Annotated in this window: 24 protein-coding genes; 15 read left to right on the plus strand and 9 right to left on the minus strand. The window is 72.1% G+C overall.

The annotated features are described in order from the left end of the window. The first annotated feature begins 33 nt into the window (after window positions 1-33). Window positions 34-279, plus strand: a complete 246-nt coding sequence (locus tag CA12_RS01840) for an SHOCT domain-containing protein (protein WP_145357023.1) — start codon at window positions 34-36, stop codon at window positions 277-279. Window positions 280-368: 89 nt separating this feature from the next. Here CA12_RS01840 and CA12_RS01845 read toward each other — a convergent pair whose 3' ends face one another. From CA12_RS01845 to CA12_RS01855, 3 genes are all read right to left on the minus strand, one after another. Continuing rightward, a complete protein-coding gene (locus CA12_RS01845) occupies window positions 369-1,067 on the minus strand; it encodes an RsmE family RNA methyltransferase (protein ID WP_145357025.1) in 699 nt (232 codons plus the stop codon). 76 nt (window positions 1,068-1,143) lie between these two features. Then, window positions 1,144-2,262 (minus strand): hypothetical protein, encoded by a 1,119-nt coding sequence (locus CA12_RS01850; RefSeq protein ID WP_145357027.1) that lies wholly within the window; start codon window positions 2,260-2,262, stop codon window positions 1,144-1,146. Then, complete coding sequence (locus tag CA12_RS01855) at window positions 2,259-3,083, minus strand: FKBP-type peptidyl-prolyl cis-trans isomerase N-terminal domain-containing protein (RefSeq protein WP_165700500.1); 825 nt, start codon at window positions 3,081-3,083, stop codon at window positions 2,259-2,261. Before CA12_RS01855 ends, CA12_RS01850 begins: the two co-directional genes overlap by 4 nt. A 276-nt stretch (window positions 3,084-3,359) precedes the next feature. On the opposite strand from CA12_RS01855, the gene thyX reads away from it, so the two are divergent. Both thyX and rpsU read left to right on the plus strand, forming a co-directional pair. After that, window positions 3,360-4,241 carry an FAD-dependent thymidylate synthase gene (gene thyX, locus CA12_RS01860; protein ID WP_390614136.1) on the plus strand — a complete coding sequence of 294 codons (882 nt, stop codon included), beginning with the start codon at window positions 3,360-3,362 and terminating at the stop codon, window positions 4,239-4,241. A gap of 132 nt (window positions 4,242-4,373) precedes the next feature. After that, window positions 4,374-4,565, plus strand: coding sequence for a 30S ribosomal protein S21 (gene rpsU, locus CA12_RS01865; protein WP_145357031.1), 192 nt, complete (start codon window positions 4,374-4,376; stop codon window positions 4,563-4,565). A gap of 183 nt (window positions 4,566-4,748) precedes the next feature. Here the strand turns inward: rpsU and CA12_RS01870 are convergent, their stop codons facing one another. After that, window positions 4,749-5,141: a hypothetical protein gene (locus CA12_RS01870; protein ID WP_145357033.1), complete on the minus strand. Its 393-nt coding sequence runs from the start codon at window positions 5,139-5,141 to the stop codon at window positions 4,749-4,751. Between the two features lie 490 nt (window positions 5,142-5,631). Here CA12_RS01870 and CA12_RS01875 point away from each other — a divergent pair, with 490 nt between their 5' ends. The 6 genes from CA12_RS01875 (at window position 5,632) to CA12_RS01905 (ending at window position 13,613) form a co-directional block, all read left to right on the plus strand. Beyond that, complete coding sequence (locus CA12_RS01875) at window positions 5,632-6,762, plus strand: BON domain-containing protein (RefSeq protein ID WP_145357035.1); 1,131 nt, start codon at window positions 5,632-5,634, stop codon at window positions 6,760-6,762. Between the two features lie 381 nt (window positions 6,763-7,143). Then, window positions 7,144-7,752 (plus strand): hypothetical protein, encoded by a 609-nt coding sequence (locus CA12_RS01885; protein WP_207622108.1) that lies wholly within the window; start codon window positions 7,144-7,146, stop codon window positions 7,750-7,752. Window positions 7,753-8,161: 409 nt separating this feature from the next. Continuing rightward, window positions 8,162-11,494, plus strand: coding sequence for a tetratricopeptide repeat protein (locus tag CA12_RS01890; protein ID WP_165700501.1), 3,333 nt, complete (start codon window positions 8,162-8,164; stop codon window positions 11,492-11,494). A gap of 67 nt (window positions 11,495-11,561) precedes the next feature. Further along, on the plus strand, window positions 11,562-12,479 hold the full coding sequence (locus CA12_RS01895) for a MotA/TolQ/ExbB proton channel family protein (protein ID WP_242688101.1): 918 nt from the start codon (window positions 11,562-11,564) through the stop codon (window positions 12,477-12,479). Then, window positions 12,476-12,706: a sulfur carrier protein ThiS gene (thiS, locus tag CA12_RS01900; protein ID WP_145357043.1), complete on the plus strand. Its 231-nt coding sequence runs from the start codon at window positions 12,476-12,478 to the stop codon at window positions 12,704-12,706. The genes CA12_RS01895 and thiS overlap by 4 nt, the downstream gene beginning before the upstream one ends. Before the next feature lie 85 nt (window positions 12,707-12,791). Beyond that, window positions 12,792-13,613, plus strand: coding sequence for a thiazole synthase (locus CA12_RS01905; RefSeq protein ID WP_145357045.1), 822 nt, complete (start codon window positions 12,792-12,794; stop codon window positions 13,611-13,613). Window positions 13,614-13,640: 27 nt separating this feature from the next. Here CA12_RS01905 and CA12_RS01910 read toward each other — a convergent pair whose 3' ends face one another. Then, window positions 13,641-14,363, minus strand: a complete 723-nt coding sequence (locus tag CA12_RS01910) for a hypothetical protein (RefSeq protein WP_145357047.1) — start codon at window positions 14,361-14,363, stop codon at window positions 13,641-13,643. A gap of 58 nt (window positions 14,364-14,421) precedes the next feature. Here CA12_RS01910 and CA12_RS23180 point away from each other — a divergent pair. Beyond that, window positions 14,422-15,413, plus strand: a protein-coding gene (locus tag CA12_RS23180; protein ID WP_145357049.1) for an IS630 family transposase whose coding sequence is annotated in 2 segments (ribosomal slippage) — window positions 14,422-14,802 and window positions 14,805-15,413 — 990 coding nt in all. Because the reading frame shifts where the segments join, the coding sequence is not laid out codon by codon here. A 133-nt stretch (window positions 15,414-15,546) separates the two neighbouring features. On the opposite strand, the gene CA12_RS01920 is transcribed toward CA12_RS23180, so the two are convergent. The 4 genes from CA12_RS01920 to CA12_RS01935 all read right to left on the minus strand — a co-directional run bounded on the left by CA12_RS01920 (window position 15,547) and on the right by CA12_RS01935 (window position 19,499). After that, on the minus strand, window positions 15,547-16,539 hold the full coding sequence (locus CA12_RS01920) for a tRNA dihydrouridine synthase (RefSeq protein ID WP_145361247.1): 993 nt from the start codon (window positions 16,537-16,539) through the stop codon (window positions 15,547-15,549). A gap of 278 nt (window positions 16,540-16,817) precedes the next feature. After that, entirely contained in the window at window positions 16,818-17,612 is a 795-nt protein-coding gene (locus CA12_RS01925) for a Maf family protein (RefSeq protein WP_145357051.1), read from the minus strand. 8 nt (window positions 17,613-17,620) lie between these two features. Beyond that, window positions 17,621-18,940, minus strand: a complete 1,320-nt coding sequence (locus CA12_RS01930; protein ID WP_145357053.1) for a PDZ domain-containing protein — start codon at window positions 18,938-18,940, stop codon at window positions 17,621-17,623. A 43-nt stretch (window positions 18,941-18,983) separates the two neighbouring features. Beyond that, window positions 18,984-19,499 carry a type 1 glutamine amidotransferase domain-containing protein gene (locus tag CA12_RS01935; RefSeq protein ID WP_145357055.1) on the minus strand — a complete coding sequence of 172 codons (516 nt, stop codon included), beginning with the start codon at window positions 19,497-19,499 and terminating at the stop codon, window positions 18,984-18,986. A 184-nt stretch (window positions 19,500-19,683) separates the two neighbouring features. Between CA12_RS01935 and CA12_RS01940 the strand changes: the two genes are divergently transcribed. The 5 genes from CA12_RS01940 to CA12_RS01960 all read left to right on the plus strand — a co-directional run bounded on the left by CA12_RS01940 (window position 19,684) and on the right by CA12_RS01960 (window position 25,646). Continuing rightward, on the plus strand, window positions 19,684-21,027 hold the full coding sequence (locus CA12_RS01940) for a cation:proton antiporter domain-containing protein (protein ID WP_145357058.1): 1,344 nt from the start codon (window positions 19,684-19,686) through the stop codon (window positions 21,025-21,027). A gap of 52 nt (window positions 21,028-21,079) precedes the next feature. Beyond that, entirely contained in the window at window positions 21,080-21,652 is a 573-nt protein-coding gene (locus tag CA12_RS01945) for a DUF421 domain-containing protein (protein WP_145357060.1), read from the plus strand. A 41-nt stretch (window positions 21,653-21,693) separates the two neighbouring features. After that, a complete protein-coding gene (locus CA12_RS01950; RefSeq protein ID WP_145357062.1) occupies window positions 21,694-22,269 on the plus strand; it encodes a DUF421 domain-containing protein in 576 nt (191 codons plus the stop codon). A gap of 76 nt (window positions 22,270-22,345) precedes the next feature. Then, the gene (gene recQ, locus CA12_RS01955) at window positions 22,346-24,640 is read left to right on the plus strand and encodes a DNA helicase RecQ (RefSeq protein ID WP_145357064.1); all 2,295 of its coding nucleotides are present in this window, start codon (window positions 22,346-22,348) and stop codon (window positions 24,638-24,640) included. A 163-nt stretch (window positions 24,641-24,803) separates the two neighbouring features. Further along, a complete protein-coding gene (locus CA12_RS01960) occupies window positions 24,804-25,646 on the plus strand; it encodes a hypothetical protein (protein ID WP_145357066.1) in 843 nt (280 codons plus the stop codon). The last annotated feature ends 6 nt before the right edge of the window (window positions 25,647-25,652 follow it).

Genomic DNA, 25,652 nt, shown 5'->3' on the forward strand with positions numbered 1-25,652 from the left:
AACCGGCATCGCCCGTTCGGTCCGGAGGTCCCGATGCTTCGCCGCCGTCTGCACCGCGGGGGTCTGGCACTCGCGCTCGCCGCGGCCCCGCTGCTGGGGACCGGGTGCATCTCGCTGGGGGAATGGGACTTCTCCCGCCGGCCGGCGCCGACGATCGGCCAGCAACTGCTCGACCTGAAAGCCGCCCGCGACGGCGGGGCGATCTCGGACGAGGAATACGAGACGAAGCGGTTCCAACTCCTGCACCCCGACGGCAGCGGCGCCGTTCGGATTAACTGACCCGCTCTGTACGAGCCCGATGCGCAAGCATCGGCCGTCGGCGCAGCTGAGAGGCCGTACGACGCACAGCCGGAGCTTGCGCTCCGGGCTCAGGAAGCCGCGGCGAACACCGCCGCGGCGGCGATGGCGGCGGTTTCCGTACGGAGGATCGGCGTCGGCAGCGCCGCGATGCGGGCGCCGCTCGCCGTGGCGAGCGTCACCTCTTCCTCCGTGAAGCCGCCCTCCGGTCCGATCAGGATCGCGTACGGCCCCGGCGCCGGCGGGGCGAAGCGGTCGCCGGTGACGTGGAACAGCGTCGTCGGCAGGCCCTGTTCGAGGAACGCCGCGAACGGCAGGGGGTCGGCGATCTCCGGCAGGCGGTCGCGGCGGCACTGTTTGCAGGCAGCCAAGGCCGTGGCCCGCAGCTTGTCGAGCTTGCCCCCGCCGGGGTCCACGGTGGAACGCTCGCAGATCAGCGGGACGATCCGGGCGACGCCCAACTCCGTCGCCTTTTCGATCAACCAGCGGAAGCGATCTCCCTTCGGCGCCGCGACCGCCAGCGTCAGCGGGGACGCCGGCGGGTCGGCGTAAACCGGGGCCTCGCAGAGCAGTTCGGCGGCCGTCTTCGCCCCCTTCCCCCGCACCGCCTGCACGGTCGCGGCGGCCCGGGCGCCCTCGCCGTCGAACAGTTCCGCCGCGTCCCCCGGCCCCAGCCGCAGCACGGCGGTGAGGTGCTTCGCCTCCGGTCCCGTCAGCGTGAGCGGCCCGGCGGCCAGCGGCGACGGGGCGTAGAACCGCGGGGCGGACATCTCAGGCTTGCTTTCGCTCACAGGCGCTCCCCGGTTCGCCGTCGCCGTGAGGCGGCGCGCCCCGGGCGAGGCAGGATCAGTCGAACAGCCGGTCGCCGGCTGTGCGACGTTCCTGCCACTTGGACCGCCAGGCGGCGAACTCGTCCTTCATGGCGTTCGAAACGCACAGCCCCGGCGGCTGGGAGGTGGGCAGGAACAGGACCCCGTCGATCTTCCCCAGCCGATCGACCAACCCCTGCGGCGACAGCTTGTTGTGGGCCTCGAAGAACGCCGCGAACGACACCTTCCCGTCGGCCCGCACCAGCGTTTTGACGGGGTCGGCGATCGCGTCCACGTCGATCGTCCACAACTCCTGAGCCGTCCGCCCCATCTGATAGGCCAGATCGCACAGCCGCGGCCCGAACAGCGTGACCGTGCCGAGGAACTGCAAGATCCCCGGCAGATCGCGGGAGCCGGTCAGGTACATCAGCCAAGTCAGCCCGCTGCCGCGGGGCACGTCCACGGTGACGGGTTTGATATTCCGGTCGCCGGGCTCGACGTGTACGCGAATCGTGCGGGCGTCGCCGGCCTGTTTGTTCACCCAGAACAGCGCCGCGAGGATGATCGCGGCGAGCAGCCACTCAATCACCCCGTCCGCGGGGACGATGATCGCCAGCACCAGCCAGGTCAGCCCGACGGCCGCCAGCCCGACCGGCGCCAACACGGCCGCCCCGAGGGCGTACATCTTGGCCTCCTTCTTACAGCGTTCCTCCAGCCAGTCGCGGAGCTTCGGCTTCGCCGGACCGGCCTTCCCGCCGGATCGGGTGCGAGCCGGGGGGGCGTCGCCGAAGTCCTCGTCCTCGTCGTCGACGACCGGGGCGACCGGCTTCGCCGCGGGGGCCGCGGGCCGTGGCCGACGTTTCGCGGGGCGCTCCGCGGGCGCCTCGTTCAGGTCGACGCCCCACTTGGGGGGCACGGTCGCCTCGCCGAGGGAATAGGTGTCCGTCGGCTCCGCATCGGGATCAGGCGTGCCGAACGGGTCCGCCGGCGGCGGGGGCGGCGGCAACTCGTCTTCGCCCAGATCGAACGGGTTGCGCTCCGGCGGGGCGTCCGCGAAGGGATCGTCCTCGCCCTCCCCGTCGTCCGGCAGGTCCGCGGAGCGATCGGGGAGGGGGAAGTCGTCGTCGTCATCGTCGTTGGGATGCGGGGCGGTCACGGCGTGCCTCCGGCCGCGGCCGCGTCGCCGCTCCCGGCCTCGTTGTCCTCGCCCGCCTCAGCTTGGGCCGGGAGCACTTCGAGCAGTTCCACCGTGACGATCAGCGCCGCGTTCGGCGGCACGCCGGGGCCGCCGGCCGGGCCGTAGGCCCGGTCCGGTGGCAGGCCGATCGTCACCTTCGAGCCCGCCGGCACGTCCAGCAGCACGGCCCGCAGACCGGGGAGCAACTCCTTCAGGGCGATCGTCGCCGGTCGAACCTCCTTCGCCTTCCGCCCAAAGTCTTGCGGCTGACGGGTCGTGAAGAACGGCTCGGCGTCGCCGGCGATGGCCGACTCGTAGTGCAACAGGAGCACGCTGTCGGGCTCGGGCTTCGGACCGTCGCCGGTCTTTTCGAACTGCACCCCCTCGCCGGTCGAACGCTGTTCGACGCCGTCTTTTTTCAAGAACGCCTCCAACGCGGCCCGGGAGGCGGCGGCCCGCTTCTGGGCGGCGGCGGCCTCAGCCCGGCGAACCTTCTCGGCGGCGGCACTCAACAGTGCGGCGATCCGTTCGTCCGACAGCCGCGTCGGTTGGTCGGTCAGCGAATCCCGCAGGCCGTCGAGGAACAACTGCGGGTCCGGGTCGAGCCCGTCCGCCAGCAGCGACCGGCCGATGTTCACCCCCAACGCGTAGCTGAGCTGCTGCGGCTCGGGGAGCCGTTCGATGGATTGCGGCGGGGCGTCCGGCGCCGCGGCGTTCCCCGCCCCGCCCGCCTGCGGAGCCCCCCCGCCCTGCGGGGCGGGCGCCGACAGCAGGCAGACGGCGAGCAGAACGGCGGTCACGGCGGAGTCCAAATCGGAGAATCGCGGCGGGCGGGACGGCCCCCGCTCGTCCTTCCTACCACATACTGTAAGCGGGACGCATGCGTCCGGCGTGAGGAGAACTCCTCCCCGCCGCAGGGCGGCGACGCGGGAACGCGCCGGGGAGGAGAAGCCGGGACGACCCGTTATCATCCCGCCGTGAAGGACGAGACCGCCCCCCCGCCCGCCGTACAACTCCCTCCCGCCGCCGGACCGGCCGAGGGGGAATTAAGAGGCGAGGCCCCCGACCGGGCGGGGCTGATCGAATCGCTGCGCTGGCAGAAGTTTCCGCTGCTGGACGACGGCTTCGTCACGCTGGTCGACGTGATGGGCGACGACGCCGCGGTCGTGCAGGCGGCCCGCGTCTCCTATGGGGAAGGCACGAAAAGCGTCTCCACCGACCGCGGCCTGATCCGCTACCTGATGCGGCACAGCCACTCCACGCCGTTCGAGATGGCGGAACTCAAGTTCCTCTTCCGCGTCCCCATGGACACCTGGCGGCAGCAGATCCGCCACCGGACGGCGAACGTCAACGAGTACAGCACCCGGTACAGCGTCGCCATCGACGCCGCCCAAACCACCCCCCCGGGCGCCTGGCGGGCGCAGGCGACGACGAACCGGCAGGGCTCCGGCGGCTTTCTGCCGGCGGACGTCGGCGAGGCGCTGACCGCATCCGAGACGGAACTGCAAAAGCAGGCCCGCTCGGTGTACGAGGCCCGGCTCGAAGCCGGCGTCGCCCGGGAGCAGGCCCGCAAGGACCTGCCGTTGTCGACCTACACGGAGGCTTACTGGAAGGTCGACCTGCACAACCTGTTGCATTTCCTCGCCCTGCGAATGGATTCGCACGCCCAGAAGGAGATCCGCGACTACGCCACGACGGTGGGCGAACAGATCGTCGCCCCGCTGTTCCCGCTGACCTGGGAGGCGTTCACCGACTACCGCCTGAACGCCCAGCGGCTGACGGGTCCGGACATCGGCGTGATCCAGCGGCTCGCCGCGACCGGCCAGCCGGCGCCGCACTCCGACGAGGCCTTCCTCGCCGCCCAAGACCCGGCTTGGACGGAGATGAAACGGTGCCGCGAACGCGACGAATGCCGGGCGAAGCTGGTCCGGTTGGGCCTGATGGCCGAGGCCCCGTGAGGGCGGCGGGCTGAAGGGAGTGCCTCGATCCGGATTGAGCGCCGCTCCCGCGTTGCCGACTTGCGGCGGGCGGTTTAGACTGCCCGACCCCCTTTCCCGACCAGCTTCCTTTCAACTCCCCCGAGGCACCCCGTGGTTAAGTTGCGGCTCCGCGAGAACGAAAACGTCCAGGACGCGGTCCGCCGTTTCCGCAAGCTGGTGGAACACGCCGGCATCAAGCGCGAGATGCGCCGCCGCGAGTTCTACGAGAAGCCCTCCGAGGAGAACCGGCGTCAGAAGCGCCGCAACGAGCGCCGCTCCCGGATGAACAGCGCCAGCCGGTAGAGCGGAGCGGCTCCCCCGCTTGGCCGTCGCCGAGAGGCGGGGCGAACGCGGGCCCAAGCCCCGAACGTAAAACGACCCGGACGCCGCGAGGCGTCCGGGTCGTTTTGCTTGGCGGCTATCAGAACGCCCCGGAGACGCGCCGCCTCGCGGCGACGGCGAACCGGGGCGGGCCGAGAAGCGGCTCTATTCCTCTTCTTCGCCGCGGGTCTTCTTCGGGGGCGGGACGGCGTCCTCGTCGTCCAGCACCACGCCGGCGGCGGCGGCGTCGCCGAGGGGCACCTTGATCGGCTGGAGGAAGTACATCTTCTTCGTCGCCTTGGCCCGCAGGGATTCCAGCTTCTCCTCGGCCTTGTCGCGTTCGGCGTAGGTGTAGCGGCCCTCTTCCTTCAGGCTGCCGTTGTAGACCGCCCACATCAGCAGCTTGCGGACGGGCGCCTTGTCCGCGCGCTTGCGGGTGGTGGTCTTCCGCTTGGCGGTCGTCTTGCGACCGGCGGTCTTCTTATCGACCGCCTCGTACTGTTCGGCGATCTCGTGCTGACGCCGCAGTTCCATGCGGCTGGCGGTTTTGCGGGCCACGGGGCGAAAAGGCGGGGGTGAAGAAGAAGGAGACGGCGGGGGGCAGGGGCGGCGCGCAAAGCGTCCGCGAAGCCGCCCACCGTACCCGCCGCGGGCCGAATCGGGAACCGTTCGGGGCCGGGGGATTGGGAAGAGGGCGGCGTCGGGAGGATCGGTCCGCAAGAAAAACCCGGGCGATCCGACAGAACCGCACCGACCGGCCTCACCCTCCCGGCCGTCGGCGGCCGATAGGCGGGACGGGTCCCCCGTTATTCCACCCGACCGGCCGGCGCCGGCGGGCGCGGCGACGGGAGATCCGCCCCGGGCGGTCCCGAAGTTCGGCCCGCCCGCCGCATGATCTCGCCTCCCACGTCGCGACTTTCGGGTCCATCGACCGTGGGGCGGGTCACGCCGCGGACTTTCCCACTTCGGACCAGTCATTTCGGAACCGCCCGCTCGCCCCCGGTCCTCACGCCGACCCCGAGCGGTCCTCACTAGGAGCCCCGTCACGATGCGGACGCACCGCAAGGCCGGCCGGAAGGCCGCCGAAACCTACATGAAATGGGTCGCCGCCCTCGGGATCGCCGCGGCGGCCCCCTGTGCCGCCCCCGCCTTCGCCGACGGCCCGGCCGATCCGGCCGCCCAGAGCGCCGCGGCCGCCGACGCCAACCAGCAGACCGCCGACGCCGTCGCGCAGGCCCTCCGGGGCAGCGGGCTGCGGGGCAGCGGCGTGGAGATCGTCGTGCGGGAAGGCGCCTGCCGCCTGACCGGCACGGTCGAGACCGCCGCGATGAAGCAGTTGGCCAGCGAGGCCGCCTCCGTCATCCCGGGCGTCACCAGCGTCGAAAACGCGATGCGGGTGTCCTCCCCGTCGCCGGCGATCCAGCCGGTGATTCAGGACGCCCGGGTCACCCCGGTCGGCGCGACGACCGACGCCGCCCCGGTGTCCAACCAGGCCGTCGCCCAGCAGATCGCCATCGCCGTGCAGCAGGCCGGTCTGGCCGGGTACGACATGGAGATCCGCTTCAAGGACGGGACCTGCACGCTGGACGGCCAGGTCGCCGACAGCGGGCAGATCGCCGCCGCCGTCGCCGCCGCCCGCAATGTGCCGGGCGTCGGGAACGTGGCGAACCGGCTGACGGTGGGCGAACCCGCCGCCGCGGTTCGCACCGCCTCCGCCCCGGCCGGACCGGCCGGACCGCCCAGCCGCGAGGAGATCGCCTATCGTCGGGCGATGATGCAGCAGCGGGCGATGATGCAGGGCCAGATCCCCCCGGGCGCCTACCCCAACGGGATTCAGCCGGCCTCGTCCCAGATGATGGCCCCCGGCGGTCCGGGCTGCCCCCCGGGCGCCAACCCCGCCGGTCCGCCGGCGATGGGCCCGGGCGCCGTCTACAACCAGGCCGCCCTGCCGGACTACGCCTGGCCGACCTACGCCCAGCACCCGAACTACGCGGGCGTGACCTACCCCAAGGACTACTCCGCCAGCGCCTGGCCGTACATCGGCCCGTTCTACCCCTACCCGCAGGTCCCGCTGGGCTGGCGTGAGGTGGAACTGGAATGGGACGACGGCCAGTGGTACCTGGACTTCCACGACCGGACCGACCGTTGGTGGTGGTTCATGAACCCCGAGAACTGGTGAGCCGTTCCCGAGGGGAAAGGCGTACGGCGTGAGGAGTCAGGCAGAGACAAGCGGGCGGCGGCTCCTCCGGGGCCGCCGCCCGTTTTCGTTGGACCGGGCCGAGATTCGCCCCGGCGGCACGGCGCCGCCCGCTCGACCTTCTCCTGCCTCCTGACGCCCCCCTTTCGCCTTTCGCCTCGAAAAGCCCCTGCGGGCGCGAACCGGTTTGCCGTCACACCCGGCCTTTCCCGGCATATTCGCCCCAAGCCGGGCGAGTCGGGGCGCCGATACCAACGACACGTCTACCAACGACACGTCCCGGCGCCTGGCCGGTTCACGTCCCGGCACCCGGCCGGTTTCCAACACCGGCCCTTCACCCGGCCCTATCCCCCGAGGACCCCGATGCCCCGGACCACCTCCACGCCCGGTCGCCGGGCCGCCGCGCTGATCCCGCTCGCCCTGCTGTGCGTGCTTCCCGGCTGCTTCGCCCCTCCGGGCGGCTTCAGGCTGTTCACCGGCTTCGTCGACGTCGCCTTCACCGGGGCGGGTTTCTGGCAGACGACGCCGCTGATCCCCGTCACCGCATTCGTCTCCGACCAGATCGAAGACACCTACTGGGAAGAGGAACGCTACGGCCGCGTCACCGTGCTGCCGGCCGTCGAGGGCGAGTTCGCCCCGATCTTCTGCCTGGACCCGCCGAGCCCGGACGAGGTCGTGCGGGCCATGCCGGACGAAGTCGAGGGCGGCGTGCCCTTCCTCGCCGAAACCTTCCACAACAACGTCCGCATGATCGTCGAACCGATCGTCGACGACCTGGATGACTGCAAGTTCTACCCGCTGCTCGGCCCGGCCCGGCTGCACAAGTGCCACTACAAGTGCACCGTCTACTACGAGAAGACGATCCGCAGCATGTGGCCGATCCCCTTCGAACATGTGGACGAGTCGCAGGAAGTGGTCTACATCGACAAGGACCACCTGATTCAGTGCGGCAACCCGGACAAGCAGTACTGAGTCGACGAACCGTCCTGAGTCGAGGGACAACACCGAGTCGACAATCTGTACGGAGCCGTCGGCGAGCCCCCGCCGCCGACCGCTCGCACGCCCGCCGGGCCCTCCCGGCGGGCGTGCTTTTCGTTTGGGGCAAGGAGCTTGGCAGCCCGAGGCGCGAGCCGAGGCTGCGTGAGGTTGCCGGACTCACACGCCTCGGCTCGCGCCTCGGGCTGCCAAGTCGTCCAAAGCCGTCCGGGCCGTGTGAAGCTGCGCCGCCGCCGGGGGACGCGGCGGGGGGAGATCGCGGCGGGGGGCGTGCGGCGTCTTGTCGGGCGAGGCGCGGGGGTCGTACGATGCCCCGCCGCCGCCCGGGGGCCGCCGCCGCCGGGTCGATTCGATCCATCCCCCGCCCCGCCGCGACGGTTTCGCTTTGCCCGGTCCGCCCGTCCGTCCCGCCGTCCTCCGCGTCGTCGCCGCGGGGCTGCTCGCGGGCTCGTTGGCCCTGGGCCCGGTCGCGTCGCCGGCGTTCGCCGGCCCGCCGGCGGAGGACTTCCGCTTCGCCGCCGGGCTGTATCAGAAGGAGCGGTACGCGGACGCCGCTCGCAAGTTCGCGGACTTCCTCGCCGAGCACGCGGACCACGAGTTCGCCAAGCGGGCCGCCCTCTTCCGCGGCTTCAGTCTGTATGAAGACGGCGAGATGGCCGCCGCCCGCGACGCCCTGCGGGCCGCCCTGACCCGGCCCGACGACGCCCCCGGCGATCAGGACTACGCCCCCAGCGCCCTGCTGCGGATCGGGCTGGCGGAAACCGCCCTGAACGACCCCGCCGCCGCCGTCAAAGCACTGGAGAAACTGCGGGCCGACTACCCCGCGGACCCGCTCGCCGACGCCGCCCTGCTCCCGCTGGGCAAGGCCCGACAGGCCGCCGGCGATCTGCCGGCCGCCGAGCGGGCGGTGCGGCAATACCTCAACGCGACGGCGAACGACGCGGACGCCAACCCCGCCACCCTGACCGACGCCCGCCGGGCGCTCGGCAATATCCTCGCCGAGCAGGGGAACGCGGACGCCGCCGCCGCCGAGTTGCGTCGCGCCGCCGCCGGGCAGCGGCCGGAGGCGGACGAGGCCCTCCGCGATCTCGGCCTGCTGGACTACCGCCGCGGCCAGTACCGCGAAGCCGCCGACACGTTCGGCGAACTAATCGACCGCGAGCCGACCCGCGGCCTGCTGACGGACGGCCGCATCAACCGCGGCTTCGCCCTGTACCGACTGAACGAGGACGAGGCCGCCGCCGTCGATCTGCGGGCCGCCGCCGACCTCGCCGCCCCGGAGCAGGCCCAACTGGCCCGTCTGTGGGCCGGCCGGGCCGCGGAGCGGGCCGGCGACCGGGAGGCCGCCGCCGCCGACTACCAGATCGCCCGCTCGCTCGCCCCGGAGGGCCGTTGGGTCCCGGACGTGCTGTACCGCTGGGGCATCCTGCTGGCCGACTCGCCGAAGGCCGAGGATCGCGCCGCGGCGCTGGCGAAGTTCGAACAGGTGCGGGCGGCCGACCCGCAGTCGCCCCTCGCCGAGGCCGCCGCCGGAGAGTCGGCCCGCCTGCTGATCGCGCAGGCGACCGCCGCCCTCCGCGACGGCGACCCGGCCCCCGCTCGCCAGCTCGTCGCCGACGCGCTCAAACTGAACCCCGCCGCGGCGGACGAGCCGCGGGTGGCGTTCCTGCTGACCCGTCTCGACGAGGCCGACCTCAAAACCGCCGACGACGCCCCGGAGCGTCGGGCGATCGAAGCCCGCTACGCCGCCCTCGCCGCCGACCAGACCGCCCCGGCGAGCGTGCGGCGGGACTCCGCGTTGCGGCGGGCCGAATCGCTGCGGGCGCGGGGTGAGTTGGCCGACGCGATCAAGGGGTTCCTGTCGGTCGCGGACAGCCTGAAGCCCGGGGAGGACGACGCCGCCCTACGGGACGCGCTGGCCCTGGCCGCCGCCGCCGCCCGGGCCGCCGGAGAACTGGAGACCGCTGCGGAGGCCGGCGAGCGGTTCCTCGATCTGTTCCCGAACGATCCGCGGGCCGCCGACGTGCGGGCGGCGATGGCGGACGCCGCCGCGGAGGCGGGGGACTTCGACGCCGCCCTCGCCGCTTACGAGGCCGCACGGGCCGCCGGCCGCTCGCCGCGGACGGACCGGCTGGCCGTGCGGCTGGCCGACCGGGCGATCGCCGAACTGGAAGCGCTGCCCGCCGACGCGGAGAACCGGTCGGACAAGCGGACCGCGTTGGCCACGACCGCCGCCGACCTCGTCGCGCCGATCGCCGCGGATGCCAATGCAACGGACCCCGAGCTGCGGGCGGACGCGCTCAATTTGCTGGGCTGGTCGAACTACCACCGCGATCGGTTTGCCGAGGCCGCGGACGCCTACCGCACCGTCGTGGAGAACCTGCCGCAGACCGAGGGATTCGACGAGGCCCTGACGCAACTGGGCGTCTCGTTGGCCCGGACCGACGACCGCGACGCCGCCGAGACCGCCCTGCGGACGGCCTGGAAGCAGCTCGCCCCCGCCCAGCCGGCCCCCGCCGGGGCGGAGAGCGCCGGGCCGCTTCAGGACGCCTGGATCGCCGGGCTGGAGCGGGCCCGCTTCCTCCGCAGCCAGCCGGACCGGGCCGAGGACGCCGGCGAGGCCTACGCGGAGCTGTACGAGAAGTTCCCCAACTCCCGCACCGGCCCGCTGCTGTGGGAGTGGGGCACGACGCTGTACGCCGCCGAGCGCTACGCCGACGCCGACGCCGTCTACGCCACGCTGGTCGAACAGGCCCCGGACCACGCGGAGGCGGACAAGGCCCTGCTGATCCTCGCCGAGAGCGACCTGCTGGCCAGCCCGCCCCGCCCGGCGGACGCCGTCCGCCGGTTGGCCCGCCTGCTGAGCCCGGCGAACGACGAACCCATCACGACCGACGACAAGACCGCCGAGGGCGCCGTCGAACCCTACCTGACGGCGCTGTCGGCGGCGGGCGATCCCGCCGCGGTGGTCGCCGCCGCCGGCCCGCTGGCGGAGCGGTTCCCCGACACCCGGGCCGCCGCGATCGCCCGTCTGCTGGCCGCCGAGGCCCGCGTGCGACTGGCCGTGGAAAAGCCGGACGAAGCCGCCGACCTGCGGGCCGCCGCCCGCGACGACCTCGCCGACGCCCGGGCCGCGCTGGTCTCGCTAAACGTGCCGGAACAGGCCGCCGACCGGCCGGACTGGGCCTCCCGGCCGTGGATTCTCGGGGCGAACGAGGCGTTCTTCGCCAAAGACTACGAGCAGGTGGACCGGCTGGTGGAGGAACTCGAAGCCTGGCGGCCGGCTCCGCCGGATCTGTTCGAGGCGCGGGAGATTCACGCCCGTCGCTTCAAGCAGCAGGCCCCGCCGGACTTCGACCGGGCCGAAGAGCTCGCCGCCTCCGTGGTGAACGACCCGCTCGCCAACGGCACCGCGGCGTGGGATCGCGCCCAGTTCCTGCTGGCGGACCTCGCCCTGCTCCGCCTCCCCTCCGCCTCGGAGGAAGCCGCCAAAAAGGCTCTGCTGAGCAAGGCCCGGGACGTCTATCTCAACCTGAACTTGAACGGCTCCACCGACGCGGTCAAGGCGTTGGCCGGCCTGAAGACCGGGGAGATGGACGAGCAGTTGGGCGACCGGGAACTGGCCCGCAAGTCCTACGAGGAAGTCCTCGCCGACTTCCCCGACACCCCGGAGGCCAAAGCCGCCGCCGAGAAGCTCGCCGCCCTCAAGGCCGACTGACCCGGGCCGCATGATTCCCCGGCCTGTCCCGTCCCCGTCCGTTCGTCTCCCGATCTCCCGCCCGCCCGTGCCGTTGGCCGCTCGACTGCTGATCGCCTGCGGCCTCGCGCTGGCGCCCGCCCTGCTCTCGCCGGGACCGGCGCTGTTCGCCCAGGAGGCGGGGCCGGCCCCCGGTCCGGCGGCCGCGGAGGCCCCTGCGGCGCCCGGCGGGGGCCTGTTCGGCGGGGAGCCGTGGTTGATGGGGCTGACGCTCGGCGACCTGCTGGTGATCGCAGCGCCGTTCCTTGTCGCCAGCCTGATCGCGCTGTGGTTCGGCGTCGAACGACTGGTCGTGCTGCGGCCGGGCCGGGTGATTCCCAAGGAGTTCGTCAGCCGCTTCCTGAACCTCGTCGAATCCGGTCGGATCTCCCCGGAGGAGGCCCGGGAGATCTGCGAAGAGAACGGCAGCCCTGTCGCGGAGGTGTTCCGGCACGCCGTGAAGAAGAGCGGCCGGCCGGCGATGGAGGTCGAACAGGCGGTGATCGACGGCGGGGCCCGGCAGGTCTCGCACCTCCGCAAGCATCTGCGGGTGCTGAACGCCGTCGCCACGGTCAGCCCGCTGATGGGGCTGCTGGGCACGGTGATCGGCATGATCCTGGCCTTCGCCAAGATCGCCGGCGGCGAGGGGGCGATGGGCGACGCTGACCAACTGGCCGCCGGCATCGTCACCGCCCTGCTGACGACGGCGTTGGGGCTGACGGTCGCCATCCCCGCGCTCACGCTCTACTTCTACCTCTCCGGCCGGGTGGAATCGCTGGTGATGCGGATGGACGAACTCGCCGAACGCATCGTCGAAGCCGTCGCCCGGGAGGAGGACGAAGCCGCCCCGGACGCCCCCGCCCCCAAGCCGCCCCCCGCCCCGCACCGGCCCGGCCCGCCGAACGGCCGGTCGCCGGTGAAAGCCGCCCCCGGCCTCACCCGCCAACCCGCGGGGAAGGACGTATGACCCCGCCCGCCCCGACCACCGCCGGCCTCTCCCTGACCGTCAACGGCGAGCCCCGCGAGTTCCCCGCCGGCCTGACCGTGGCCGGGTTGCTGGAGGAACTCGGCGTGCCGACCCGCGGCAGCGCCGTGGAGCGCAACCGCGAACTCGTCCCCCGCCGCCAACACGCGGAGACGCCGCTGCAAAGCGGCGACCGCATCGAGATCGTCACGCTGGTCGGCGGCGGCTAGGTCGCGGCGAGCGGACTTCCTGGAACCGCGACCGTCAGGGAGCCGGCTCCCTGACGGTCGCGGTTCCATTTCTTATGATCCGCGGATGAGCGCCGCCCCCGATCCCCTGCAACTCGGTTCGCACACGCTGTCCGGCCGGCTGATCGTCGGCACCGGCAAGTACGCCACGCCGGAGCAGATGGCCGCCTGCCTGGACGCCAGCGGGGCGGAGGTCGTCACCGTCGCCGTCCGCCGCGAACGGCTGATCGACAGCGCCGGCAAGAGCCTCCTCGATTACCTCGATCTGTCGCGGTACACGATCCTGCCCAACACCGCCGGCTGCTTCACCGCCGAGGACGCCGTCCGCGTCGCCCGGCTGGGGCGGGAGATTTTGGACGGCCTCGACAACCCAGGGGCGGAGTGGGTGAAGATCGAGGTCCTCGCCGACAAGAAGACCCTCCTGCCGGACCCGTTGGGCACGCTCGAGGCGACGGAGCAGCTCGTCGCGGACGGCTTCAAGGTCCTCTGCTACACGACCGACGACCCGGTCACGGCGAAGCGGCTCAAGGAGGCCGGGGCGACCAGCGTGATGCCGGCCGGCTCGCCCATCGGCAGCGGTCAGGGGATTCTCAACCCGAACAACCTCCGCATCTGCCTGGAGTACCTGAAGGAGAACGACCCGGACTACCCGGTGATCTGCGACGCCGGCGTCGGCACCGCCAGCGACGTGGCCGTCGCGATGGAACTGGGCTGCGACGGCGTGCTGCTGAACACCGGCATCGCCGGGGCCCGCGACCCGCTGAGCATGGCCCACGCCATGCGGCACGCCTGCGCCGCCGGCCGGTTGGCGTTCAAAGCGGGCCGCATTCCCAAGAAGCTCTACGCCACCGCCAGCAGCCCGGAGGAAGGCGTGATCGCGGGGGAGTAGAGCCCCCAATCGGCCCCCTGAACGCCGCTACGGCGTCACCACCAACCCGCTGCCGCCGCCGCTCGGGCCGGGTTTGAACTTCACCACGGCCAGCACGGTCACGGTGAAGCGGCTGAGGCTCGGCAGGCCGTCGGGCGTCACCCAGACGTAGGTGCCCCCGCAGCAGCCGACATGGCAGGCGCACTCCGGCACGTCCTTTTTGGAACCCACCCCGTACCAGCCCGGCGGGGGCACGTCCGAGAGCAACACCTCGATCGGCACCCTCCGCGGCCCGGAGGAGGAGCCGCTTGAGGAAGAGCTGCCTGATCCCTCCGACGAGCCGTCGTCGTCGCCCTCGGAGGGGGCGGCGAGGGCGTCCGTTTCGGTCCCCCTCATCGGGGTGGCGTCCACATTGCGGCCGCTGCGTTCGTCCTCCTTCCGCAGCAGGGCGATCGCGGTAGGCGGGGGCAGCGGCGCCAGGCCCATCGCGGCCCGGTAGAGGTCCTGGAGATCGACCAGCCGCTGCGGGTCGGTGGTGGCGTCGGCGCCCCACTGCTCCGAGACCTGCCGACCGGCCGCGGGACCGAACTGGCTGATCCCGAACCCGCCGTCGACCGGCAACGCCTCGAATCCGCCCGCCCGGCCGAAGCTGGCTTCGTCGGAGATCTGCACCACGCCGTCCGCCAGGTCGATGTGGCTGGGCAGATCGCAGGGGTTGCGGTGCATCCGAGCGAGGTTGTTCAGCACGGTTTCGTACTGAATATCGACCACCGTGCCGGCCGTCAGCGCCGTGCTGCGGGCTAGAGCAAACCCAGGTGTGGCGTAGCGGATGGGGCGACGGCAAAATGCCGGCGTCCATCCCGCTCACGGAGTCGAGTCGGTGCGTGCGTATTCGGAGGATCTGAGAGAACGCGTGCTGACCGCCCGCGACGCCGGCGAGCCGACGAGGGTCGTGGCCGACCGTTTCGCCGTCAGTCCCGCCTGGGTGCGGCGGCTGGTCCAGCGGCGGCGGGAGAGCGGCACGGACGAGGTCCCCGCCGCCCGGACCGCGCCGGGACGGACGCGGGCGCTGGCGGGCCGGGAGGCGGAGATCGTCGCCGCGATGAACGCCGAGACCGATCGCACCGTGCGGCAGCTGAAGGCCGATCTGAAGCTGAATTGCTCGGCGGAGACGCTGCGACGAGAACTCCGCCGGCTCGGTTTCCGCTATAAAAAAAGACGCTGATCGCCTGCGAGCAAACCCGCCCCGACGTCGCCGACGCCCGGAGGCGTTGGCGGCGGGCCCGCGGCGGCTTCCGGGCCGGGCGGCTGGTCTTTCTGGACGAGACGTGGGCCAAGACGAACATGACCCCGACCCGGGGGTGGGCGCCGCGGGGACGCCGGCTGCTGGCGTCCGTGCCGCACGGCCACTGGCGCACCACGACGTTTTTATGCGGGTTGCGGGCCGACGGCCCGGTCGCCCCGTTGGTCGTCGACGGGGCGATCGACGGGCCGCTGTTTCTGGCGTGGGTCCGGCAACATCTGGCGCCGATTCTGCGCCGCGGCGACGTGGTGGTGATGGACAACCTCGCCGCCCACAAGGTGGCGGGCGTGGCGGAGGCGATCCGGGCCGTCGGTGCGAAGGCGCGGTACCTGCCGCCGTACAGCCCCGACCTGAACCCGATCGAACTGCTGTTCAGCAAGCTCAAGCGTCTGATCCGGGCCGCGGGCGAGCGGACGGTCGAGGGGCTGTGGCGCCGCATCGGCGAACTGCTCGACCGCTTCCCGCCGTCCGAGTGCCGGAACTATCTCCGCCACTGCGGCTATACACGCTACGCCTGATCGCGGTCTGCTCTAATTGGCGATGCGTGCAGCCGGTCGTCAGCACGGCGACCGTCGCCAGCGTGACGGAGAGGAGCACGGCGGCAGGACCGGGAGATCTCACCGAACCGTCATCGACCAGCGTTTGGCCGGCTCACCAGCGTTCGACGGGGCCGTTGGGCACTTTGACAAAGGCCGTCGGCACGTCGCTGTCCCGTTCGCCGATACGGTCTTCCAGCGTCTCGCAGATCGCGTCGAACTCCGCGGGGGTCTCGAACCGGCGGAGTTGGTCCTCCAGGTCCTCCGGCACGCCGAGGACCGCTCCGTACCAGGCGGCGAACTTGCGGAACAGCACGCAGGCGTACTCGCCGCGGTCCTCCTGCATCAGCCCGAAGTGACGGCGGAGGAAGGCGAGCTTCTCCGCGTTCGTGGGGAGCCGCTCCGGGCGGCCGGCGGTGCGGTCGGCGAGCCTTCGAAAAATCCACGGGTCCGCCAACGCCCCGCGGCCGATGGCGACGGCGTCGCAGCCGGTTTCGACCCGCATGCGTTCGGCGTCGGCGGGGGTCCGCACGTCGCCGTTGCCGACGACCGGCGCCAACCCGTCCACCGCCTCCACGACCGCCGCGACCCCGCCGAGGTCCACCGTCCCGCGGAACCCCTGGCTGCGGGTCCGCCCGTGCACCGTGATGCCCGCGGCGCCCTCATCGACAAACGCCCGGCTGAGGGCCGGGGCGCTCAGGTTCTCCCGGTCCCAGCCGAGCCGCAGTTTGACCGTCACCGGGATCGAGACGGCGTCCACCACTTCTTTCACCAGGGCCACCGCCCCGCCGGCGTCGCACATCAGGCGGGCGCCGCCGCCGGAGCCGGTCAGCTTCGCCATTGGGCAGCCCATGTTGAGATCCACCCCTTCGCGGCCGTGGTCCTCCAGCCAGCGGGCGGCGTCGGCCATCTGGGCGGCGGAGGAGCCGAAGATCTGCACGCTCAAGGGGCGGTCGGCCGGCGAGGTCTTCAGCAGGTCCCGGCTCTTCTTGCTCTGTTCAAGCAGGTGCGAAGCGAGCACGAGGTCCGTCGTCGCCAGCCCCAGCCCGCCCAGTTCTCGAATGGCGGTGCGAAAGGCGAGGTGCGTGTACCCGGCCAGCGGGGCCAGTACGTACCGGGAGGCGAACCGGCGGTTGCCGACCGTGAAGCCGGTCTCCGGGGGGCTCCCCTCTCCCCCCTGGGGGAGAGGGGTCGGGGGTGAGGGGGTCCGCGCAGCGGCCGAACGACGTGCGGCGCCCGGTTCAGTGTCAGCCGAAGTCCCGAACGACCCGGCTTGCGCCGCACCCTCACCCCCGGCCCCTCTCCCCGGAGGGAGAGGGGGGACCGAGGATGCGCCGCCGTCATGGGTCGCCCGGGGGCGGCCCGGGGAGGAGGGGGACAGTTCGCTCACAGGTCCACACCCAGCCCGGCCAGGAGTTCGAGCGCTTCCCGCAGCGGCAGGCCGGAGACGTTCGAGAGGCTGCCGTCCACCCGCTCGACCAGCAGCGCCCCGAACAGCCCGCCGATCGCCAGCCCCCCGGCCCGGCCGGGCGGTTCGGCGGCGGCGAACAGGCGGTCGAGGTGCCGCTCCGCGTCGGCCCGCACCGTCACCCGGGTGCGAATCACCATGTGGGCGGTGCGCACCGGACCGCAGCCCCGCCCCGGAGAGTTCCGCGGCGACGGCGGGCCGGCCGGGGCGTGCACGGCGGCGCTGACCGCGGTCGCGGTCACGTGGGTGCGGCCGATGTAGTGCCGGCGGAACCAGCGGCGCACCGTCTCCTCCCAGTCGTCCGCCGGCGGCTGGCCGAGCGTCGTCAACTCCCCGTCCCGCAGCTCCCCGCCCGCCGGCCCGGCGATCACCGTGGTGTCCGCGGCGATCACGGCGCTCCACCGGCCGGCCAACTCCTCTTCCGGCGCCTCCTCAGCCGAGTCACCGGCGGCGATGCGGGTCAGCACGGCATCCCGTTTGGCGTCGGCGATGCGGAGCAAACCGGCTTCGATCTCCCGCCACGTCGTCAGGCCCTCCAGCGATTCCTCCGCCGGGTCGAGCGGGGCGAGGGTCCGCAGGCGCTGCGGCGGCACGATCATCTCCAGCAGCGCCCGCCGCCGCGGGGAGCGGCTGGCGAGCACGATCGGCCCCCCGACCAACGGCGGACCGGGGGCCAGCGGCGGACCGGGGGCGTCGGCGGGCGGGTTTGCCATCGGCGCGATCAGTCCTCGGTGTCGCCCAGGTCCGCCGGGGCGCCGTCGCCGGGGACGCGTTCGGCGGGCCGGTCGGGACTGAACGGCGGCAGCGGCGCGTCGTCCGGGCTCCCTTCGGCCTCGTCGGCGGGGATGTCGAACGGGTCCGCCGGTGGCACGAGCTGGGGCAGCGGCTGGGGACGCCGGCCGAAGCCGCCTTCGTCGGGGTCGGTCAGCGGGCGGTCCGGCCAGCGGTCGAGGGTGACGGGGATCACCGTCTTCTGGCCGGCGCGGAGCACGGTGACGGGCGTCGCCTCTCCCACCTCGCCCTCCTCGCGGATGGCGTCCAGCAGGGCGGCGGGGGTGTTGATGGGGGTGTCGCCGAACTGCACGATCAGGTCGCCCGGCCGCAGTCCGGCCCGTGAGGCGGGGCCGCCGGCGGTCACGCGGTCGACCTGGCACCCGCCGGAGCCGTTGGGGGGGAACGAGACGCCCAGGAAGGCCTTGCCGCGGCGCTCCACGGCGAAGTCGCCGTACTTCCCGGCGACCATCCCGGCCCGGGCCGCCTCGGGGATGGGGCAGTCGTCGGTGAGGTGCACCTGGTTGAGGCCGGCGATCGACCGCAGGTGTTGCAGGCCCTCCTCCCCGCCGGTCCAGCGGTCGTCGAGCGTGATCGACCAGGTGGCCGTGTTCCCCCCGCCGAACGCCGGGCCGAAACCACGGTTGAACTGATCGGTTCGCATCACCGCGGCGCCGTTCCGACGGACCTCGGCGATGGCGAGGGGAGTCACGGAGGTGGGAAAGAGCCCCAACGCCGACTTCGCCGCCCCCGCGGCCTCCGCGACGCGGGCCAAATCGGCGGGGAGCGGCTCGGGGGCGGCCAACTGGGCGGGGGCCTGCTCCGGGTTCGGCTCGGGATTCGGCGCCTCGACGTCGGCGGCGTCGGCCGCGGCGATGAGCTTGGCGAGGGCGTCGACGAAGGCCGCGGTGGCCTGCACGTCGCCGCGCTGGGCCGACTGCCAGACGCCCTCCGACAGCACCGCGAGCGACCGGGCCCGGCGTTCCGGGTCGGCGTCGGTCGCCGCCTTTCTGAGGGCGTCCGTCGCGGCGGGGGCGCTCTCCAGCAGCCGGCTGGCGGCTTCGCGGGTCGCCCAGTCGTCCGCAGCTAACTCCTCGATCGCCGCGGCAATGCGTTCTTCGCTGATCACCTGCCGGGCCGGTCGCGGGGCGATCAGCGGGGCGAGCGCTTCGTCACCGTCCGCCTCCTGTGCGAAGCCCGTCGGCGCCGCGAGGGCGCCGGCCAGCAGGGCCGCGGCGAGGGCGGGCGTCAGCACGGGGGGACGGTGCATCGAAGAACTCGATTCAGGGAACGGGGGTCCTTCCTCCGCCCCATCATTCACCGCGCAGCAGCCCGAGCAACCCGTGCATGAAGTCCGGCAGGTCGCCCGGGCGGCGGCTGGTGACGTGGTGGCCGTCGACGTGCACCGGCTCGTCCACCCACTCGGCCCCGGCGTTCACGCAGTCGTCCTTAATGCCCGGCGAACCGGTCACGGTCACGCCGCGGTAAACGTCTGCGGAGCAGCACAGCCAGCCGCCGTGGCAGATCGCGGCGATCGGCTTCTTGGCGGCGTCGAACTCCTTCAGCAATCGCAGCACGGCGGGGTCCCGCCGCAGCTTGTCCGGCATCCAACCGCCGGGGCAGACGACGGCGACGAAGTCCTCGCTCCGCACGTCCGCCACCGCGGCGTCGTTCGTGCAGGGATAGCCGTGCTTGCCCTGGTAGCTCTTGCCGGCCTCGTCGCCCGCGAGCGTCACCTTATACCCGGCTTCTTCCAGCCGCAGTTTGGGATACCAGAGTTCGAGGTCTTCGTAATCGGGTCCGGCGAAGATGAGGACGCGGTCGGCCATGACGGAGAACAAATGCGAGGTGGAGGGGCGAACGCTGGATGATAGCGACCGAGGTTTCGGAGGCAGCCCGAGACGGGACGAGAGGGCGCCGCGTCCCGGACGCTTCCAGCGTCCGGGACGCTCGGTTCGTCCTTGCCGGGAAGGCCCGGTTGCGGCGCCGGGGAGCCGGGCGTGAGATGCGGGGGTGTTCGCCCCCGCCCCGACGCCGCCGGAACTGCCCGCCCCGGATTCCCTCGCGCCGTTCGATCTGGACCTCCCCCTGTTGCTGGGCGGGGCGGTGGTGATGGCGATCGCGGCCTTTCACGGCCGCATCACGCGGACGCCAGGGACCAGCGGGCCGCTGTTGGCCCTGCTGGCGGGCGTCGCCGTGGGGCCGATCGGGCTGGGGTGGTTCGACCCGGCCGACTGGGGCGAGCCGGCCGAGGGGATGCGGCCGGCGGCCCTGCTGACGCTGGCGATCGGGCTGACGGGCGTGGCCCTGCGGTTGCCGCGGCGGTGCGTGCTGTCGGGGCCGCACCTGAGGACGCTCGGCACGCTGCTGGGGCCGGTGATGCTGGCGATGTGGGGCGCGTCGGCGTTCTGCGCCTGGGCCGTGCTGGGGCTGGACGGCTGGGCGGCGGCGCTGGTGGGCGCCGCGGTGGTGCCGACCGACCCGGTGCTGGCCTCGGCGGTGGTGTCCGGCGACTTCGCCCGCAAACATCTGCCGGGGCGGCTGCGGCACGCGATCAGCGCCGAGAGCGGGGCGAACGACGGCCTCGCCGTCCCGCTGGTCGCCCTCGCCGCCGCGGGGCTGGCCGGATCGCTCGCGGCAGGTTCTGAAGTGAACTGGGCCGGGTGGGGCGACTGGTTCGTTGAAGCGGTCCTTCGGGAGGCGGTCGGGGCGGCGCTGGTCGGGGCGGCGTGCGGCGGGGCGGCGGCGGCGCTGCTGAGGTGGTCCGAACGGTCGCACGACACCGACGAGACCGGCCTGCTGGCCTTCGCCCTGGCCCTCACCTTGGCCGTGCTGGGGGCGGCGGGGCTGCTGGGGGTCAGCGGGCCGTTGGCCGTGTTTTTCGCCGGGCTGACGCTGGCTTGGCAGGAGAGAAACGACGACCGCCGGGAGGAGGGCGAGATTCAGGACGCCGTCAATCAGTTCTTCCTGCTGCCGGTGTTTGGACTGCTGGGCGCCGCGCTGCCGTGGGGCGATTGGGCGGCGTTCGGCTGGCGGGGGCCGGCGTTCGCCGCGGCGCTGCTGCTGGTCCGCCGCCCGCCGTGGGTCTGGCTGCTGGGGCGGTTCGTTCCCGCCGCCCTGCCGGATCTGCGGGAGAACCGCGACCGGCTGTTCGCCGGCTGGTTCGGGCCGATCGGCGTGGCGGCGCTGTATTACGCGGCGGAGTATCACGCCGATCTGCCCGCCCTGTGGCCGGCGGTCACGCTGGCGGTGACCGGCAGCGTGCTGGCGCACGGGGCGACCGCGGCGCCGCTCACCCGGCGTTACGACGCCGGGCACCGGGACGGCCCCGTGGCGACGACCGCCGAGGAGGACTAGACCGGGGAGAACCGTTCGCCTTTCCCTCCCGACCTCTCCCGGAGCCCCGACCATGGACGAACTCCTGCACGACTTCGTGCCCAAAGCCCTGTTCAAGGGCTGGCCGACGCTGTTCCGCGTGGCCGTCAGCGGAGTCGCGCTGTACGTCGCGGTGCTGATCATGTTCCGCCTGCAGGGCACGCGGACGACCTCGAAGATGAATAATTTCGACTGGATCGTGACGATCGCCAGCGGGAGCATCTTCGGCTCGGCGGTGGTTTCGGACACCGTCACCGTCACCCAGGCCCTCGTGGCGTTCGCCGTGTTGATGCTCTGCCAGTGGATCGTCACGAAGCTCTCGGCGATTTTTCCGGCCTTTTACGACTTGGTGGCGGCCTCCCCGGCGCTGCTGTTCCGGAACGGCCGGTTCCTCGACGATAAGCTCGTCTCGGAGCGGGTCACCAAGGACGAGATCCTCGCCGCCGTCCGCAGCGCCGGGGTCACGAACCTGGAGGGAGTTTCCGCGGTGGTGCTGGAGGCGGACGGGACCCTCACTGTCCTCTCCGGCCGCGGCGTCGACAGCCCGGAACTGATGCGGCCCGTCAAATACGTCTCCCCCGCCCCGGAAGGCGGCAACCCGGCGTGACCCGACCGCCGCTTCGCGCCTTCGTTTGAGGTCCTCCCGCCATGCCCGACGCCGCTTCCGTCACCCCGCAGGACCCCGGCTCCGCCGCCAGCGGCGACTGGCTGTGGGCCCCGCCGGGGGACGTGCTGAAGGTCGTGGCGCTCTCCGCCCTGGCGTTCCTGATCGTCGCCCTGCTGTTCCGCCTGGCCGGCACGCGGGCGGCGGGGCAGATGAATAACTTTGACTGGATCGTCACCGTCGCCCAGGGGGCGATCGTCGGCAGCGTGGCCCTGGGGGCGAACACCTCACTGGTCGAGGGGGCCGCCGCGGTCGTCACGCTGCTGGGACTGCAATACGCAATGAACTGGCTGGCGGCCCGCAACACGCGATTCCGATCGGCGATCTTCTCGCACCCGATCCTGCTCTATCACGACGGCTCGTTTCTCTCCGCGGAAATGAAACGCCAGCGGGTGAACGAGGGCGAGGTCCGCGGGGCGGTGCGCTCCGCCGGGATTGGCAGTTGGGCGGAGGTCGGGGCGGTGGTGCTGGAGCCGGGGGGAAAATTCAGCGTGCTGCCGAAGGCGAACCCGGACGACGAGGACGACCTGCTCACCGGCGTCGAACGTCCCGCCGACTGACCGGCCCCGGCGCCGTCCGCTCCCGCGGGCCGGAACGCGGGTTGAGCGTTCGCCCCCGCCGCCCCACAATCCCGCCATGAACACGGAACAGGCGGACACCGACACGGCCGACACCGACACCGACACCGCCGACACTGGGAGGTCCGATACCGAAAGGGCCGAGGGCGACGAGGCCGAACTGCGGGCCGTGCTGCGGGACTTCTGGGGCTACGACAGCTTCCGCCCCCTGCAAAAAGAGGCGATGCAGTGCGGCCTCGCCGGGCGGGACAGCGTCGTCGTGCTGCCGACCGGCGGCGGGAAGAGCCTCTGCTATCAGGCCCCCGCCGCCGTGCTGCACCGGCGGACCGGGGCCGTCGCCGTGGTCGTCAGCCCGCTGATCGCGTTGATGAAGGACCAGGTGGACGCCCTGACGGCGATCGGCGTGCCGGCGGCGTTCGTGAACAGCACCCTGCCGCCGGAGGAGAAGATTGCAGTCTCCCGCCGGCTGCGCGACAAGGAGCTCGCCTGCCTGTACGCGGCGCCGGAGACCCTCGTCACCGACCGGATGCTGGACTTCCTCTCGGAGCTGGACGTCAGCTTCGTGGCGATCGACGAGGCCCACTGCGTCAGCCAGTGGGGGCACGACTTCCGTCCGGAGTACCGCCAACTCGGCATGTTGCGGGAGCGGTTCCCCGACGCGGCGATGCACGGCTACACCGCCACCGCCGGCCAGAAGGTGCGGGAGGACGTCGCCTTCCAACTGAACCTGCACGACCCGGCGATGCTGGTCGGCAGCTTCGACCGGCCGAACCTCACCTTCCGCGCCCGCCCGGCCTCCGGCACGCTGGGCCAGATCCGCGAGGTGGTCAAGCGGCACGACGGCGAGAGCGGCATCGTCTACTGCATCTCCCGCAAGAAGGTGGACGAGACCGCCGACGCCCTGCGGGGACTGGGCGTGCGGGCGATCGCCTACCACGCCGGGATGTCCAAGGAGGAACGCACCGCCGCCCAGGACGCCTTTCTGGCGGATCGGGAGGACGTGGTCGTGGCCACGGTCGCCTTCGGCATGGGCATCGACAAACCGGACGTGCGGTTCGTCGTCCACGCCGGCATGCCCAAGTCGATCGAGCACTACCAGCAGGAAGCCGGCCGCGCCGGCCGCGACGGCCTCGCCAGCGAATGTCTCCTGCTGCACAGCGGCGGGGATTATCGGTTCTGGAAAAGCACCCTCGGCGAACTCCCCCCCGAACCCCGGGCCAACGCGGAGCAATCTTTAAACGCTCTCTACGACTACGCCCAGGGGGCGCTCTGCCGTCACAAAGCCCTCGTCCGCTACTTCGACCAGGATTTAGAAAGCGACGACTGCGGCGCCTGCGACATCTGCCTCGGCGAGGTGGAGACAGTGGACGACCCATTGATCCTCGGGCAAAAGATCGTCAGTTGCGTGTACCGTTTGGAGCAGCGGTTCGGCGGCAATCACACCGCCGACGTCCTGACCGGCTCCAAAAGCGAAGCGGTGCTGTCCAAGGGTCATGATTCCCTCAGCACCTACGGGCTGCTCAGCGATCACCCGAAGAAGGCGGTGCGGGACTGGATCGAACAGCTCGTCGGGCAGGGTTTTCTGGCGAAGGTCGGCGAGTACGCCACGCTCCGCATCACCGAGGCCGGTCAGCAGTTATTAAAAGGAGAGCGGAAGCCGGTGCTGCTCGCGCCGGCGAAGAAGGTCGCCGCGGAACGGCCGAAGCGGACCAGCAGCGCCGCGGACGACTGGGAGGGCGTGGACGAGGAGTTGTTCGAACACCTCCGCGGCGTCCGCGGGGAGGTGGCCCGGGAGATCGGCAAGCCGGCCTATATCGTCTTCAACGACGCCAGCCTGAAGGACATGGCCCGCCGCCGCCCGACCACCGAGGAAGGCCTAAGCCACTGCGTGGGCGTGGGGCCGAAAAAGCTGGAGGACTTCGGCGAACGCTTCCTGGAGGAGATCGGCGCCCACTGCGCCGAACACGGCCTGACGGTGGACGTGGAGGGCGGCGGGGCGTCCGGCGGCGGGGCCTCCGGGGGGAGCATGTTCGGCGGGAGCCGGTCGATCAGCCGCAACGCCGCCGCCGCGTTCCCCCTGTTCCGCGACGGCCTGGGCGTGGCGGACGCCGCCCGGGAACTCCGCGTCACCGAGAGCACCGCCGCCGGTTACCTGCGGGACTACATCCTCGAAACGAAGCACGACGACCCCACCACCTGGGTCGAGCCCGCCGCGGCGAGACAGGCCCGGGAGGCCTTCGAGGCCTGCGGCTTGCACCGGCTCAAACCGGCCTTCGAACACCTCGACGGCGCCGTGAGCTACGACGATCTCAAGATCGTCGCCGCCTGCATGGCCGCGGGGCAGTCGGCCTGACGAAACGGCCGGCCAGCGGTCAGCGACGTCGGCGTCCCTCGCCCTGTCCCCCCATCCCGCCGACATCCGCTATTGTAAACGTCCCCCGACGGGGATCCCGGGCGGTTCCGCCCCGGCGGGACCCCGTCGAACTTCATTCCCGTTCCACAGCGAATCGGCACCCATGATCGTCAGCCTGACAGCGGTCGCACTTCTGACGGCGCCGCCTGCTCTTCCCGACGCCCCCGACGCGGCGCTGCGGCCGCCGACCGTCCGAGCCGTCGCGCTGTCGACGACGGAGCCGGACCTGACGTACAAGGAATGCTGCATGAGCACGTATTGCTTCGTGTACCCCGACGTTCCCGACGACTGCTATACCCACGTCTGGCGCTACGCGAACCAAACTGACAGGCACTGCGTCGATCCGATTCTCGAGACGTTCCCGATTCCGGGCGAATATCCCGGGACCTGCAAGGCCTGCCGTTTAGTTCCGAAGTTGGTTCGGAACCTCGATCCGCAACCGCAGGACGGAAACGCGGCCGAGGCGGACGGGGCCGAGGCGACGACGCGGCCGTTCGGCCCCCTGAGGGCGAAAGTCCAATACGGGACTGCGATCCCCGCGAGGGCGGGCGTCGGACTGTCGATTGACAGCCAGCGCCGGGAGGTTAAATCCATCACCCGGTACAGGGACGGCCAGGCGCTCGAACCCATTTATTTCGTCGTCGTGCGGACGAAGTTCAACGTGACGGTCGGCGGGCCGAACTCTCCTGACGAATTCGTCGTCCGGGTCGGCGCTGAGGCCGAACCGGCGACGAACGTGCCGAGCGAACCACTGCCGATCGTCAGCGGGGACGAGGTGCTCATCTCGCGTGTTGAGGAACCGCTCGGCAACGGGCAGACGACGGACGGTCGGTACGTTTACCGGGTGGAGTCGACGGGGGCGGGCGAACCGCCGCTCACGTTGCGGACCACCCAGGATCTCTTTCCGATCGGCGTGACCCCCCGCCCCGGCGGCGACGCCCTCTGACCCGGA

Origin of the sequence: Alienimonas californiensis, from assembly GCF_007743815.1 — a bacterium.
GTDB classification, from domain to species: domain Bacteria; phylum Planctomycetota; class Planctomycetia; order Planctomycetales; family Planctomycetaceae; genus Alienimonas; species Alienimonas californiensis.

What these genes read in the sequence shown, in the direction of transcription:
- CA12_RS01960 (WP_145357066.1), top strand. Translation starts at nt 24,804, where the DNA reads ATGATCGTCAGCCTGACAGCGGTCGCACTTCTGACGGCGCCGCCTGCT.
- CA12_RS01945 (WP_145357060.1), top strand. Translation starts at nt 21,080, where the DNA reads ATGGACGAACTCCTGCACGACTTCGTGCCCAAAGCCCTGTTCAAGGGC.
- thiS (WP_145357043.1), top strand. Translation starts at nt 12,476, where the DNA reads ATGACCCCGCCCGCCCCGACCACCGCCGGCCTCTCCCTGACCGTCAAC.
- CA12_RS01935 (WP_145357055.1), bottom strand. Translation starts at nt 19,499, where the DNA reads ATGGCCGACCGCGTCCTCATCTTCGCCGGACCCGATTACGAAGACCTC.
- CA12_RS01840 (WP_145357023.1), top strand. Translation starts at nt 34, where the DNA reads ATGCTTCGCCGCCGTCTGCACCGCGGGGGTCTGGCACTCGCGCTCGCC.
- CA12_RS01950 (WP_145357062.1), top strand. Translation starts at nt 21,694, where the DNA reads ATGCCCGACGCCGCTTCCGTCACCCCGCAGGACCCCGGCTCCGCCGCC.
- CA12_RS01885 (WP_207622108.1), top strand. Translation starts at nt 7,144, where the DNA reads ATGCCCCGGACCACCTCCACGCCCGGTCGCCGGGCCGCCGCGCTGATC.
- recQ (WP_145357064.1), top strand. Translation starts at nt 22,346, where the DNA reads ATGAACACGGAACAGGCGGACACCGACACGGCCGACACCGACACCGAC.
- CA12_RS01845 (WP_145357025.1), bottom strand. Translation starts at nt 1,067, where the DNA reads ATGTCCGCCCCGCGGTTCTACGCCCCGTCGCCGCTGGCCGCCGGGCCG.
- CA12_RS01930 (WP_145357053.1), bottom strand. Translation starts at nt 18,940, where the DNA reads ATGCACCGTCCCCCCGTGCTGACGCCCGCCCTCGCCGCGGCCCTGCTG.
- CA12_RS01875 (WP_145357035.1), top strand. Translation starts at nt 5,632, where the DNA reads ATGCGGACGCACCGCAAGGCCGGCCGGAAGGCCGCCGAAACCTACATG.
- CA12_RS01905 (WP_145357045.1), top strand. Translation starts at nt 12,792, where the DNA reads ATGAGCGCCGCCCCCGATCCCCTGCAACTCGGTTCGCACACGCTGTCC.
- CA12_RS01925 (WP_145357051.1), bottom strand. Translation starts at nt 17,612, where the DNA reads ATGGCAAACCCGCCCGCCGACGCCCCCGGTCCGCCGCTGGCCCCCGGT.